The 14,748-nt window shown below is 27.2% G+C and carries 14 protein-coding genes; 8 read left to right on the forward strand and 6 right to left on the reverse strand.

The annotated features are described in order from the left end of the window. Positions 1–11: 11 nt before the first annotated feature. Both ASUIS_RS01490 and ASUIS_RS01495 read left to right on the forward strand, forming a co-directional pair. Positions 12–1,373, forward strand: coding sequence for a class II 3-deoxy-7-phosphoheptulonate synthase (locus ASUIS_RS01490; RefSeq protein ID WP_118885381.1), 1,362 nt, complete (start codon positions 12–14; stop codon positions 1,371–1,373). Beyond that, the gene (locus ASUIS_RS01495) at positions 1,374–2,216 is read left to right on the forward strand and encodes a nucleoside-specific channel-forming Tsx family protein (RefSeq protein ID WP_118885382.1); all 843 of its coding nucleotides are present in this window, start codon (positions 1,374–1,376) and stop codon (positions 2,214–2,216) included. It abuts the gene before it with no gap. Positions 2,217–2,237: 21 nt separating this feature from the next. On the opposite strand, the gene ASUIS_RS01500 is transcribed toward ASUIS_RS01495, so the two are convergent. From ASUIS_RS01500 to tgt, 3 genes are read right to left on the reverse strand one after another with little or no spacing between them, the layout of a single operon-like run. Next, a complete protein-coding gene (locus tag ASUIS_RS01500) occupies positions 2,238–2,579 on the reverse strand; it encodes an arsenate reductase family protein (protein WP_118885383.1) in 342 nt (113 codons plus the stop codon). Between the two features lie 3 nt (positions 2,580–2,582). Further along, positions 2,583–2,873, reverse strand: a complete 291-nt coding sequence (gene gatC / locus ASUIS_RS01505; protein ID WP_118885384.1) for an Asp-tRNA(Asn)/Glu-tRNA(Gln) amidotransferase subunit GatC — start codon at positions 2,871–2,873, stop codon at positions 2,583–2,585. A 48-nt stretch (positions 2,874–2,921) separates the two neighbouring features. Next, a complete protein-coding gene (gene tgt / locus ASUIS_RS01510; protein ID WP_118885385.1) occupies positions 2,922–4,043 on the reverse strand; it encodes a tRNA guanosine(34) transglycosylase Tgt in 1,122 nt (373 codons plus the stop codon). Positions 4,044–4,158: 115 nt separating this feature from the next. Between tgt and ASUIS_RS01515 the strand changes: the two genes are divergently transcribed. The 4 genes from ASUIS_RS01515 to murC are packed head-to-tail and all read left to right on the forward strand — an operon-like array spanning position 4,159 to position 8,614. Continuing rightward, positions 4,159–5,586 carry a COG3400 family protein gene (locus ASUIS_RS01515; protein ID WP_118885386.1) on the forward strand — a complete coding sequence of 476 codons (1,428 nt, stop codon included), beginning with the start codon at positions 4,159–4,161 and terminating at the stop codon, positions 5,584–5,586. Positions 5,587–5,601: 15 nt separating this feature from the next. Further along, the gene (locus ASUIS_RS01520) at positions 5,602–6,732 is read left to right on the forward strand and encodes a succinyldiaminopimelate transaminase (RefSeq protein ID WP_118885387.1); all 1,131 of its coding nucleotides are present in this window, start codon (positions 5,602–5,604) and stop codon (positions 6,730–6,732) included. Further along, positions 6,725–7,306 carry a hypothetical protein gene (locus ASUIS_RS01525; protein ID WP_118885388.1) on the forward strand — a complete coding sequence of 194 codons (582 nt, stop codon included), beginning with the start codon at positions 6,725–6,727 and terminating at the stop codon, positions 7,304–7,306. The genes ASUIS_RS01520 and ASUIS_RS01525 overlap by 8 nt, the downstream gene beginning before the upstream one ends. Further along, entirely contained in the window at positions 7,307–8,614 is a 1,308-nt protein-coding gene (gene murC, locus ASUIS_RS01530; RefSeq protein ID WP_118885389.1) for a UDP-N-acetylmuramate--L-alanine ligase, read from the forward strand. A 3-nt stretch (positions 8,615–8,617) separates the two neighbouring features. On the opposite strand, the gene ASUIS_RS01535 is transcribed toward murC, so the two are convergent. From ASUIS_RS01535 to ilvC, 3 genes are read right to left on the reverse strand one after another with little or no spacing between them, the layout of a single operon-like run. Then, a complete protein-coding gene (locus tag ASUIS_RS01535) occupies positions 8,618–9,391 on the reverse strand; it encodes a DNA-processing protein DprA (protein ID WP_118885390.1) in 774 nt (257 codons plus the stop codon). Positions 9,392–9,433: 42 nt separating this feature from the next. Further along, complete coding sequence (locus ASUIS_RS01540; protein ID WP_192894413.1) at positions 9,434–10,609, reverse strand: divergent polysaccharide deacetylase family protein; 1,176 nt, start codon at positions 10,607–10,609, stop codon at positions 9,434–9,436. A 42-nt stretch (positions 10,610–10,651) separates the two neighbouring features. Next, the gene (gene ilvC, locus ASUIS_RS01545; RefSeq protein WP_118885391.1) at positions 10,652–11,674 is read right to left on the reverse strand and encodes a ketol-acid reductoisomerase; all 1,023 of its coding nucleotides are present in this window, start codon (positions 11,672–11,674) and stop codon (positions 10,652–10,654) included. Between the two features lie 132 nt (positions 11,675–11,806). Between ilvC and ASUIS_RS01550 the strand changes: the two genes are divergently transcribed. Together ASUIS_RS01550 and holA are read left to right on the forward strand one after the other, a co-directional pair. Beyond that, entirely contained in the window at positions 11,807–13,660 is a 1,854-nt protein-coding gene (locus ASUIS_RS01550; protein ID WP_118885392.1) for an RNB domain-containing ribonuclease, read from the forward strand. Positions 13,661–13,694: 34 nt separating this feature from the next. After that, a complete protein-coding gene (gene holA, locus ASUIS_RS01555) occupies positions 13,695–14,675 on the forward strand; it encodes a DNA polymerase III subunit delta (RefSeq protein WP_118885393.1) in 981 nt (326 codons plus the stop codon). Positions 14,676–14,748 lie beyond the last annotated feature (73 nt).

The raw sequence follows: 14,748 nt of genomic DNA on the forward strand, positions 1-14,748 counted from the left end.
GCAGATTAAAAATGAACAATTGGAATCCTAGTAGCTGGAGAGATTTTCCTATAAAGCAACAACCTACTTATAATGATTTAGAAAAACTAAAAAAAGTAGAAAGCGAACTAGCTTCTTATCCTCCTTTAATTTTTGCAGGGGAAGCCCTAAATTTAAAAAAACAATTAGCTGATGTAGTAAATGGAAAAGCATTTTTACTTCAAGGTGGAGATTGTGCTGAATCTTTTGCTTCATTCAATGCAACAAATATTAAAGATTTATTTAAAGTAATGATGCAAATGGCCGTAGTATTGACATTTTCTGGTGGTTGTCCTGTTGTAAAAGTTGGACGAGTTGCTGGTCAATTTGCGAAACCTAGAAGTACAGACTTTGAAGAAATAGATGGAATATCATTACCTTCATATAGAGGAGATATTATAAATGATATTGAATTTACAGAAAAAGCAAGAAACCCAAGAGCTAAGAAATTATTAAAAGCATACAATCAAAGTGCTGCAACTATGAATCTTTTAAGAGCATTTTCAAGGGGTGGAATGGCTGATTTAAATCAAGTTCATTTATGGAATTTAGACTTTGTAAAAGATAATTATTTAGGTGCAAAATATGAAGAACTTGCAAATAAAATCTCTGAGAGTTTAACATTTATGAAAGCTTGTGGAATTACAAGTGAAAATACTCCACAACTAAATCAAACAACGTTATTTACTTCACATGAAGCATTGTTATTAAACTACGAACAAGCACTAACAAGAAAAGATTCAATAACTGGTGATTGGTTCAACTGTGCTGCTCATATGTTGTGGATTGGAGATAGAACAAGAGATTTAAGAGATGCTCATATTGAGTATTTTAGAGGAATAAATAATCCAATTGGATGTAAAGTTGGTCCTTCTATGAAAGAAGATGAATTAATCCAATTAATTGATGCACTAAATCCAAATAATGAAGCAGGAAGATTAAACCTAATTGTAAGAATGGGTGCAAATAAAGTTGGTGATTTCTTCCCTAAATTATTACAAAAAGTAAAAGCAGAAGGTAAAAATGTATTATGGTCATGTGACCCAATGCACGGAAATACAATCAAAGCTGATAATGGATATAAAACAAGAGATTTTGAAGCAATTTTAAGTGAAGTGAAACAATTTTTCCAGATTCATAAAGCAGAAGGTACTTATGCTGGTGGAATTCATCTTGAAATGACAGGACAAAATGTAACAGAATGTACAGGAAGCGCATCTTCAGCAGTTACTCAAGAGAGTTTATCAAATAGATATCATACTCAATGTGATCCAAGATTAAATGCTGATCAAGCTTTAGAATTATCATTTATGATAGCAAATACTTTAAAAGAAGCTAGAAAGAATTTAGTTTAAGTGAAAAACTTAGGCTTAAAACTATTTATCCTAATCTTTTTATTATTTGGAATTAATATCTTTGCAAAAGATATTAATTCAATAAGCAATTCAAATTGGGAAACACTACATCTATATCATGGTGAAAATCAAAGAGGTGGACCATTTGCTTTTGATGATACTTATGTAGAGTTTGAGTTTGGTGGAAGATACGAATGGCTCGATTTATATGGATATGTAGATTTTATTGATGCACTAAATAGTTCAAGTAGTGATAAACATGGACAAAACAACTTCTTTGTAGATATTGAACCTAGAATTTCAATAGATTATTTATTAGATAAAGATTTATCTTATGGAGCTTTACAAGAGCTATTTTTTGCTTTTGATATATATTATGCTGATGAACCAAATGGTAATGGCTTAAAAATAGTTTGGATGGGTTTAGGAAGTGATATTGATATTCCTTGGTTGGGAAAAAGTGGAGTAAATATTTATACTAGATATGTTGAAGAAAACTATGGCGCAAGTAATGAAAATAGTTTTGATGGATATGTTGCCCATATAAATTGGTTTAAACCAATTTACAATTTTACACAAAGTAGATTTGTATCTTTTCAAGGTTATATAGATTACGAATTTGGAAGTGATTTAGATAATAATGCTTTTGAAAGAACTTATAGAACAAGTGATTCTTTACAATCATATTTAGGTTTGTGGTTACATGACAAAAAATGGGTTGTTGGATATGGGCTAAAAGCTTATAAAAATATGACACAATGGAAAGATGGCGAAGTTTTAAATAACAAAGAAACCGATACAACAGGTTTTGCACACTACTTTAATGTGGGTTATAAGTTTTAGAGTAGAAATTTCTCTACTCTATTATAAAAAAATATTTTTATAAAGCTCTTCATCCCAAGCAACTACTAACTTATCATCAAACTCAATAACAGGTCTTTTAAAAAGCATTGGGTCTTTACAAAGCCACTCATATTTACCATTTGAATTAAGATTTAACTCTTTTAAATTTAGAGTTTTGTATTTTGTACCTTTATTATTAAAAAGTACATTTATATCAGCTTTTGTAGTCCAATCTTTGATTTTATCACTTGATGGAGTCTCTTTTTTGAAATCAAAAAATTCAACTTCTATGTTATTATCTTTAAAAAATTTCAAAGCATTTCTCACACTTCCACAAGTTTTTATTCCGTAAACAGTTATCATTTTTTACTCAATAATTTTTGGAACTATAAAATAACCATCTTCACTTTTTGGAGCATGTTTTAAAATATGAGTTGAAAGTTCTAAATCTTGATTTGAAACATCTTCTCTTAATGGCGTTCCACCTTCAATCGTACTAAATGTAGCTTCAATTCCTGAAACATCGATTTCATTTAGATTTTCAACAAAGTTTATAATATCACCTAATTCTGATTTTAATTTTTCTTTTCTTGAATCATCAATTTCTAAACTTGAAAGTTTTGCTAATTTTGCTATTAAGTTATCATCAACAGTCATAATAAATAATCCTTATTTTTTGTATTTTTAATTCTAGCCAAAAAGAGTTTATTTGCTTCTTTTAGCGTAAAAGTCTTTTTTAAATTCAACCCAGTTATTTGAAAGTATCGCCTCTCTAGCTTGTTTCATTAAACTTAAATAGTAATGAATATTATGAATAGAACCAAGCCTAAAATAGGTAATTTCTTTTGCTCTATATAAGTGGTTTAAATATGCTTTTGAAAAGTTTTTGCAAGTATAACAATCACACGCTTCATCGATTGGAGTGATGTCATCTTTATATTCAGCTTTTTTGATATTTAATCTTCCAAAAGTAGTAAATAAAGTTCCATTTCTTGCATTTCTTGTTGGCATTACACAGTCAAACATATCAACACCACGCTCAATATTTTCTATTAAATCTTCCGGTGTTCCAACACCCATTAAATATCTTGGTTTATCTTTTGGCATAAATTGTGTAGTCCACTCAACAGTTTCATACATATCAGCATTTGGTTCACCAACACTTAATCCACCAATTGCAAAACCATCATAATCACTTAAAGCACAAAGTTGTTCTGCACTTTGTTTTCTAAACTCTTTATCTGTTCCACCTTGGATAATTGCAAAGATGTTTTGGTGTGTTCCAATACCTTTAGCTTTTTGTTCCATGTGATATTCAATAGCTTCTTTTGCCCATTTTGTAGTTCTTTCAATTGATTTTGCAATTCTCTCTTTTGTATTAGGAAGTGCAACTAAATCATCTAAAATCATCATAATGTCAGAATTTAAATCATATTGAGTATCAAGCACACTTTTTGGAGTAAAATAGTGTTTACTTCCATCAATATGAGATTTAAACATAATTCCATTTTCATCTGGTTTAGAATTTGAACTTAAAGAAAAAGCTTGAAATCCACCAGAATCTGTTAAAAATGAGTTTGGAAATTTTGAAAAGCCATGAAGTCCACCAAATTTTTTCACAAGTTTACTTCCTGGTCTTAAATACAAGTGATAAGTATTTCCAAGAATAATTTTTGCTCCAAGTTCTAACATGTCATTTGCATCAAGAGCTTTTACCGTTCCTTGAGTACCAACTGGCATAAATACAGGAGTTTGTATTGTACTATGAGCTGTAACTATTGTACAAGCACGAGCATTATTTGAAGTAGCATTTATTGTAAATTCCATAAATAATATAAACCTTTTTTTTTGATTATGCAATTGTATCTAAAGTAAGATTATAGCTTTTAATTGATAGTTCTTTAAAATCTACAATTAATTTTTTTAAGATATAATTACGCCCATGAAAAAAATATTAATTATACTAGATGGTATTGTTGCAAAAAAATTAATGCAAAGAATTATTGAAGCAAATACAGGTGACAATAGTTACGATGTAATCTATATGAGTGACTTAATTTTACCTGTTCAAAAACCTTCAAATTTTACATTTTATAAATTCGATCCAACTTCAAAATCAAAACTTGCTATGGTTTTAGATAAAAATATTCATACAGAAGTTCTAATAGCTCTAAATTCAAAAGACGAAATGTTAAATGTTATAAAAAACATTAGAGAGCATACAAAAAATCTTCAAATGACAGTTTTAGATTATTGGGGAATGAAAGTAAATGATCCTTTAGTTCGAATTTATAAAGGAATCGAAGTTCTAGCAAATGGAATGGTTGAAAAACTTCCAAATGTTCCCGTTTTAGCTCAAAATATTGGATTAAGACAAGGTGAAATTATGGAAATTAGAATTCCATTTGGAAGTTCTTATGCTTATAGATATATAGGTTCAATAGAACAAAAAGAGTGGAAAATTTTTGGACTTTATAGAAATCAAAAAATGATTACTATAAAACCATCTTTAGTTTTAAAACCAAATGATGTGATTTTAGTTATTGGAAAACCTGAAGTTTTAATGCAAGTTTATAATGCGATTGGAAAAACTCAAGGACAATTTCCTATGCCATTTGGAACAAATATTTATCTATATTTGGATCTTTATTTACAAAATGATGAAAGTGTAAAAAAAGTAATAGATGAAGCAAAATATTTAAATCAAAAACTAAAAAACAATCTTTTAATAGTAAGAATTACAAGACCAACAACTGTTCAAATTATGAATTTCATAAAAGAAGAGTTAAAAAATTTTCCTTCAATAGTTTTATTAATTGATTATGGAAATAGAGGCTTTAATCGAATCGTAAAAGAAGATTTTAGAAAAAATAATATTGGTATGATTATGTTAACTCCTGAAATGTTTAAAAATAAAGAAGATATTCAGAGTGTTTTAGATTTAAAAATTCCAATTTTTAAATTTGGAAAAGAGAATCTAAAAGCTATAAAAAGAACTGTAATTATTTTAAATGATACGAACTCTTACGAACAAATATCTCCTATTGTATTTGATATTTCAAGTCAATTAAAAATAAAAACAAAAATATTCGATTTAGATCCCGTTGGAGATAAAGAAGGAAAAACTAATCTTTTAGATCATTTTGAAAATTTAGCAAAAATTTTTAATGAAAAAATAGAAGTAGTAACGAGTGCTCAAAATCCAATAAGAGAACTAAAAAAACAAAAAGATATGCTTCAACTTTTACCACTAAAAGAAAAAATGTTTAAAAAGAAATTTTTATTTAAATTTTTATATACAAATAGCGATTTTATCGCATTCAATTCAGACAAATATAATCAACTGTTAATACCAATAGTTGAAGAATAAAAGGAAATAAATTTTATGAATTTTGAAAAATATCCATTTGAAAAATTAAATGAATTATTAGCTGATATTGTTCCAAATGAAAAATATGAATTATCAGCTTTAACTATTGGTGAACCAAAATTTGAAACGCCTTTATTTATCCAAGATAAATTAAAAGAAACAAGTTCAAGTTTACGAAAATATCCCTCAACAATTGGTGAGCCATTTTTGAGAGAATCAATGATAAATTTTGTGAAAACAAGATTTAATGTAACTTTACAAATGAATCAAATTGTTCCAACATTTGGAACAAGAGAAGTTTTATTTAACTTTCCACAATTTGCTTTATTTGACAAAACAAATCCAGTTATGGCATTTACAAATCCATTTTACCAAATTTATGAAGGAGCAGCGATTGCTTCAAGAGCAGAAGTTATTCATATTGATTTAACAAAAGAGAATAATTTTAAAGCAACACTTAGTGATGAAGATTTAAAAAGATGTGATTTAGTAATTTTAAATTTTCCAAATAATCCGACATCAGCTTCAATGGGTGTTGACGAGTTAGGAGAATGGGTAAAAAAAGCTTTAGAGTTTGATTTTATACTTGTAAATGATGAGTGTTATTCTGAAATCTATTTTGATGAAAACAGAAAACCAGCTTCACTTTTAGAAGCTTCTATTTTGGTTGGAAATAAAGATTTTAAAAATGTTTTAGTAATGAACTCTATTTCAAAAAGAAGTTCTGCTCCAGGGCTACGAAGTGGATTTATTGCAGGTGATGCAAATATTTTAAAAGAGTATTTACAATATAGAACTTATATTGGATGTGCATCTCCAGTTCCTCTTCAAGAAGCAGCAGCAGTTGCTTGGAATGACCAAAATCATGTGAATGAATTTAGAAAAATCTATAAAAAGAATTTTGAACTTGCCCATGAAATTTTAGGAACACCAATTCCAGAAGCAACTTTTTATATTTGGTTAGAGGTTGATGATGAAATAGAGTTTACAAAAAACTTATACAAAGAAAAAAATATCAAAGTACTACCAGGAAGTTTTTTAGGAAGAAATGGTTTAGGAAAAGGTTATATCAGAATAGCACTTGTTGAAAATGAAGAAAAAACAAGGGAAGTTCTTAAAAGATTAAAGGATTTTATAGATGGATAAAGAAGCGCTATTTCAAGCAAGAACAAATCCTGATTTTCTAAAGTATTTAGAAGAAGCAAGAATTAATTCTATGAAAGCTGAAGATATAGGTTTGATGTATGAAACTTTGGATTCTATGTTAGTTCTTGATTTAGATGAAGAAAATGTTAATAAACTGTATGAACAGATTTTAAAAACATCATTTTCAAATGTGGAAAAAATACTAGAAAATCATGGAAAATTAAATCTTGAGGGTGATAATTTACTTTATGTAAGAGCTTTATATGAACATGCAGTTGAGAAATGGTCTTATGATAATTTTGATGGGGCAAAAGATTTAATTTTTGTTTTAGCAAATATAATAAAAGATGAAAATTTAGAAAAAGCTTTGAATATTTTGATTATATTTTTAGCTTCAAAAATTCAATTAGATGATTTTTATGATACTAAAGTTGATTTAGAAGTTGAGCTTGATGATGAGAAATATGGATATTTTATTATGAATTTTAGATTTGATAATCAAAAGTTTTTAGAAGAGAATAAAAATATTTTAGAAAAAGAGTATAAGAATTTAAAACATTTATTAGGAAATTAATTGAAAGTACATTTTATAGGAATTGGCGGAATAGGTCTTTCTGCATTGGCTAGATTTTTGAATTTTGATGGTCATGAAATAAGTGGTTCGGATGTAAAAAGTTCTCCTATTACAAAAGAATTAGAAAAAGAAGGAATAAAAGTTTGTTGTCCTCAAGAAGCAAAAAATATTAAAGATGAGTTTGATTTAGTTATTTACTCTGCTGCTGTTACAGATGAAAATCCTGAATTAATGGAATCAAGACTTAAACAAATAAGAACTCTTTCAAGAAAAGAAGCCCTTCCTATAATTTTAGATGATAAAAAGAATTATTGTGTTGCGGGAGCTCATGGTAAATCTACAACAACTGCAATTTTAGCTTCGATTTTAAAAAGTTCTGCATTAATTGGAGCAATTTCAAAAGACTTTGGTTCAAATTTTAGATATGTTAGTGATTTAGTTGCTTTTGAAGCTGATGAATCAGATGCTAGTTTTTTATTATCAAATCCTTATTGTTCAATCGTTACAAATGCTGAACCAGAGCATATGGAATATTATAACTATGATTATGATAAATTTTTTCAAGCCTATGAAACTTTTATAAATTTAGGTAAAAAAATAGTTGTAAATGGCGAAGATGAATATATACAAAAATTAAATATAAATGAAAATGCTGTAAAACTTTATCCAAGCGTTGATATAAAAAATATAACGTATCTTTTAAAAGATAATCAGCCATATACAAAATTTGAGTTATTAGATTTAGGATATTTTGAGATTTGGGGATTTGGTTATCATATTGCAGTTGATGGTTCATTGGCTATATTAGCTGCTTTAAACGAGTTAGATATTGAAACAATTAGAAAAAATATTAGTTCATATAAAGGAATTAAAAAACGATTTGATGTTGTTCAATCAAATGAACAATTTGTTGTAATTGATGATTATGCTCATCATCCAACAGAAATAAAAGCAACAATGAATGCAGTTTTAGAATATGATAAACTTAAAAAAATGTCAAAAAAAGTTGTAATTTGGCAACCTCATAAATATTCAAGAACAATAGATAATCTTGAAGGATTTAAAAAATGTTTTGATGGTTGTGATGAATTAGTTATTCTTCCTATTTGGACAGTTGCTGGAGAAAAAAAAGTTGAAATTGATTTTGCAAAAGAGTTTGCAAAATATAATCCAATTTTTGCCCATAGTATTCAAACAACACAAGGTAGAATTCAACTCATAAGTGATAATAAAGTAGTAGAAGTTTACGAAGATGGATTAATTATTGGTGTTGGAGCAGGAGATATTACTTATCAATTAAGACATTAATTTTTAAATAACTCTAATTTTTCCATTTTCGATTTTTATTTTTCCTTCAAGTTCATATTCGAAAATTTTTTCTGGAAATTTTTGAATAGCACTTTCATAAGTAGGATTATTTTTACAAAAAAGTAGAACTTCATCTTCTGTTTTTTTGTTTTCTAATCCACACTTTTTGTAAATAAATTCATCAACATCGTAAATAACTTTTATTAAACCTTTTTTAATAAGTTCTTGTGTTCCTAAACTTTCATGTATTCTGTGAGGAATGGTATAGACTTCTTTTCCCATTTTCAATGCATAATTTACCGAAGTTAAAGAACCTGAATTTATATCGGCTTCTGTTACAATTAGAAATTCACTTAATGCAACAACAATTTCATTTCTTTGAACAAAGGTATAGTTTTTAGCCTTCTCTTTTTCTTTGTAAGCTGAAAGTATTAAACCATTTCTTTCAATATCAATAATAAGATTTTTATTTACACTTGGATACCTAATATCTAAACCATTTGCTACAATAGCAATTGTATTATTTGATTTCGCACCTTGATGTGCAATTGCATCAACACCCATTGCCACACCGCTTATTATGCAAACTCCAGCATCAGAAAATTTAGATGCTAATTTATATGTAAACTCTTTTGTATAACTATTTGGACGTCTAGATCCAATAATTGATATTTTTCTTTTTTTTAGTAAATCAATATTTCCCATATAAAAAAGTTCTTCTGGATATTTTTTCATTGATGTTAATTCATCAATTCCAAAATCAATTTTTGAAATCATAAATACTCTTTAATAATAAGTTAAATTATTATAACTTATTTTTTAAAGATATGGAAGTTGATTCATAAATATTGGCTCTACTTCTTTAAATAGATGTTTAGAGTCTTTTAGAACTTCAAGAGTTACATTATGTGGATGTCCAATTGCAATAGCATAACCTTGTCTTTTTGCTATTTCAATGGCTTTTTTTAATTGATTTTCTATTGATTTATAATCCCTATCATTATCAATAAAAGTATTTCTTACAATATATGGCATATCATATTTTTTTGCATATTTTTTAGCTACAGATTTAGCACTTGTTCTACTATCAACAAATATAAAATTATATTTTTTTAATGCTCTAAATAATTTATCAACAGCTTCATCATTTTCAGTAAATACTGAACCTGTGTGATTATTTGTATAAATAGCGTTAGGATACCATTCTCTTAATTGTTTAACTCTTTTTTCGATTGTCTCATAAGAATCAGTTATTTTAAGTGTATTAATCTCTTCGCCTTTAAAAGCACTTGAAGCTTGCATAGGAAAATGTATCATATGAAAAGATAAACTTTGTGCAATTTTTGCTGAATCAGGATGCGTTTTTGTTGGTGGTAAAAAAGCCATATTTATTTTATAACCCATACTTAAAATTTTATCTTTTTGAGCTTGGGTAGTTACATCATCGATTAATATAACAATTTTAGGTTTAGTTTTTTTATCATAAGTAAAAGTATCTTTATTTGTAATTATACTCTTTTCATCTATTTTGTCTTTTACTTTGATAGGTTCTTTTGAGTTATCAGTAGATTTATCTTTTTGTTTTTCTTTTAATTTTTCTTCTTTTATCTCTTCAACTTTTTTTTGGATAATTTCATTTTCTTTATTTATTGACTCTTCTAATTCCATTTTCTCGTCAATTACTTGTTCAAGTTCTTTTGTATATTCTTCGAACTTATGTTCTTCTTTTATATCAAACTTTTCTTCAAATAATTCTTGGCTTGCTTGATCTTTAAACTCTTTTAATTCAGCCATTTTAGGAATAAGAGATACTTTTTTTTTTAATTCTTGAACTTTTACTTCAGTTGGAATATCTTTAATTGAATCTTTATTTTTCATTGTAAAATAGCTTGCTACTGTTGCTAAAAATGCAATTAAAAATATTATTAAAAAAATATTTATTAATTTTTTATTAGGAGTGATATTAGTTCGTTTTCGTGATTTTTTTTTATTCATACGGAAAGTTTCATTTAAGGAAGAAAAACTTCCTTAAAATGATTAGTTTTTGTCTTTATTAACGATTTTGTTAGAAGAAATCCAAGGCATCATTTCTCTTAATTGATTTCCTGTTTGCTCAATTAATGAAGCTCTAGCATTTGCTCTTTCAGCGTTCATTCTTGGGTATCCAGCTTGACCTTCTAAGATGAAATCTTTTGCAAATCTACCATCTTGAATCTCTTTTAAGATTTCTTTCATAGCTGCTTTTGATTCAGCATTGATAACTCTTTTACCAGATACATAATCTCCATACTCAGCAGTATTAGAAATAGAATATCTCATATCAGCGATTCCACCTTCAAACATTAAGTCAACGATTAATTTTAATTCGTGTAAACATTCAAAGTAAGCCATTTCAGGAGCATATCCAGCTTCTGTTAATGTTTCAAATCCAGCTTGAACTAAAGATACAGCTCCACCACATAATACAGCTTGCTCTCCGAAAAGGTCAGTTTCTGTTTCATCTTTGAAAGTTGTTTCAATAATTGCAGTTCTTCCACCACCAATAGCTGATGCGTAAGATAATGCTAATTCTTTTGTTTTACCAGATGCATCTTGGTGAATTGCGATTAAATCTGGAATTCCTCCACCTTTAACAAACTCTGATCTTACTGTGTGACCTGGAGCTTTAGGTGCAACCATCATTACATTGATGTCTTTTTTAGGAGTAATTCTTCCATAATGAATGTTAAATCCATGTCCGAATGCAATAGTTGCACCAGCTTTTAAGTTAGGAGCAATTTCGTTTGCATAAATATCACCTTGATTTTCATCAGGTAATAAAATCATGATAACATCACATTCTTTTGTTGCTTCTGCAACAGTTTTAACAGCAAAACCTTTTGCTTCAGCTTTTGCCCATGAAGATCCATCTTTTCTTAATCCAACGATAACTTCAACACCTGAATCTCTTAAGTTTTCAGCGTGTGCGTGACCTTGTGAACCAAAACCAATCATTGCAACTTTTTTTGATTTAATTAAATCGATATTACAATCTTTATCATAGAATACATTTAAACCCATTAGTAAACCCTCTAAATATTAAATTTTCGAGATTATACAAAAAACTATCTAAATCTTAGATAACTTGAAAAATTAAAGGGAAGAATACTTTTGTTTAGCTACTATTAGATGATTATTTCAAAAGGATTTAACTTGTTAAAAGAACTATTTATAAAAATTCAAACTGATTGTAAAACTTATTCTGGGAATGAATTGAATGAAATAGAGAAGTTTTTAAAAGAAGAAATCATAATAAAAAAAGAAGATGAAACTTATGAATTAAACTCTAAATACAAAGTTGCTCTTGTAAAAGTAGGCAAAAATTTAGTAGTTTTAGAAGATTTAATAAGTGAACATAAAAACATAAAAATAGAATTCGATGATTTAAATGGTGCTTATGATGGAGATTTAGTTCTTGCAAAAAGAGTTTTTAATCCAAGAAGTAGAACTAAAGCAAAAATTGAAAGAATCCTTGATGGTAAAAAAAATGATGTTTTAGTTTATATAAAAGATAAAGCATTTTATACTGTAAAAGAAAATATAAAATTAGAAAATAAAAATGCTTTAAAATACCAAGATGGTCATGTTTTACTTGTTGAAAACAAATCATTAGAATTAATAAAAAATCTAGGAAATATAGAAAATCCAAAAATAGATGAACTTATTTCTTTATACCTTTATAATGAAACTTTTAGATTAGAAAAACATCTTGAAGTAAATGCTCTTATGGATGATACAAAACAAAGAGTTGATTTAAGAGATTTATATTTTTGTACAATTGACCCAAACAGTGCAAAAGACCATGATGATGCAATCTATTTTGATACAAAAGAAAATATTTTATATGTTGCAATTGCTGATGTTTCTTATTTTGTAAAAGAGGGCAGTGAACTTGATTTATTAGCATTTAAAAAATCAACTTCTGTTTATCTTCCAACAAAAGTTTTACCAATGTTACCACCAATTTTAAGTGAAGAGATGTGTTCACTAAAAGAGGGTGTTGATAGATACTCATATGTATTTAAACTACATTTAGATTTAGAAAATCTAAGTGTAAAAAAAGCTAAATTATTTGAAGCGATTATAAATTCCCACAAAAACTTTTCTTATGGAAGAATTGATAGAGTAATTGAGGGACATTTAGATCAATACTCAAAAACTGAAAAAGCAATATTTGATTATTTAATTCCTTTATATGAGATTTCAAAGAAATTTAGAAAAAGAAGATTAATCAAAGGTTATGATTTTAGAACAACTGAAAATAGATTAAAATTAAAAAATGATAATTTAGAATCAATAGAAGTTGAAACTTCAACAGCTTCACACCAACTTGTAGAAGAGTGTATGCTTTTAGCAAATATAGAAGCAAGTAAAAAAGTAAATACAGTTGGAATTTATAGAATTCACGAAGAACCTCCTTTTAAAGCTATTTCAAAACTTGTAGATGATGTTAATATTTTAGGAGTTAATGTAAAACTTCAAAGTGATGTTCACGATACAATTGTGCATATTCAAGAAAAAGCGAAAATTTCTATGATGGGAGCTGAAATTGATGAATTAATTATTCAAGCCCAAACTCAAGCAAAATACTCTTCAAAAAATTTGGGACATTTTGGTTTAGGTTTTAGTTCCTATTCACACTTTACAAGTCCAATTAGAAGATATTCAGATTTAGTTTTACACCGAATTTTAAAAACAAAACAAACACCTAAAAATATAGAAGATATTTGTGAGCACATCTCTTTAAATGAAAGAAAAATAGACCAACTTGTTTGGGATTTTGAAGATAGAAAGTATGCAAGATGGGCAAGTTTACACTTAGATGAAGAAATAAAAGTAAAAATTGTTGATACAGAAAAAGCAAGAGCCGTTTGTTATGAAAAAATGTTTGGAATGAAAGTAATTATTGAAAACTATAAAGGACAAAAACTTTTTACCAAACTAAGAGTAAAAATAAAATCAGCAGATGTTATAACAAAAGTAATTGTAGCAACTATAAAATATTAAAATTAACAAAGATAATTTAGGATAAAATTTTCACATGTATAAAAACGAATTTGATAACTATTTAAAACAAAATAAAAAATTTAAAGCTTATATGTTCTATGGACAATCTATTTTTTTAATAGAACAATATGCTTTAGTAATTGCTCAATCTTTAGGAAATGATGATGAAATAGAAAAATTATATTTTGAAGATTATGATTTCAAATATATAAAAGATAAACTCTTACAGTCTTCTTTATTTTCAAGTAATAATATAGTTTTAATAAAAATAGATAAAAAACTTCCAAAAAAAGAAGTTGACTCTTTAATTGAAGCTTGTAATTTGAATCCTGATAGTACACTTATATTTGCTTGTTTAGGCGATACAGATTTTAAAACAATGGAAAGTAGTTTTTCTCTAAAAACAAATTCAGCAGCGGTGAGATTTTTTTTACCAACAGATACAGAAGCTATAAAATTTTTAGAGTATGAAGCAAAAATGTTAAATATGAAAGTGGAATTAAGTGCGTTAAATCATTTATATTTTATGCATAAAAATGATTTAGCTTTATGTATAAATGATATGAAAAAATTAGCAATTTTTGATGAACTAATAACTACACATTTAGTAGATGCTCACTGTTTTGGAATAGGAGCTGTAAATTTTGAAGATTTCTTACATGATTTATTAAGTGGAAAAGATATAAGTTCAGATTTAAGCTTATTGCTTGAAGAAGGAATGAATGAGATTTTTTTATTAAATCAAGTAACCTCTTTTGTTCAACAGCTTTTTATGATTAGTTCATATGCAAGAACTATTGGGCAACCAAATCCTAAAGAGATTTTAGGATTTATTCCACCAAAAAATATCTGGGAAAAGAAATCAAAACTTGCAATTAATAAAAAACCTGAAGTTTTTCAAGAGATTTTAGAATACTTATTAAATATGGAATTAGATTTTAAAACTTCAAAAATTGATAATCAAAGTTTGTATCTCCAAGCAAGTCTAAGAAAGTTTACAGTTTTATTTAGATAAAATCTCGAACTTTACAAAAAAAGAAATCCTTGCTGATATTAGGAAATGTAAAGAATACCGGCACAATCTATAA

Origin of the sequence: Arcobacter suis CECT 7833, from assembly GCF_003544815.1 — a bacterium.
GTDB classification, from domain to species: Bacteria; Campylobacterota; Campylobacteria; order Campylobacterales; family Arcobacteraceae; genus Aliarcobacter; species Aliarcobacter suis.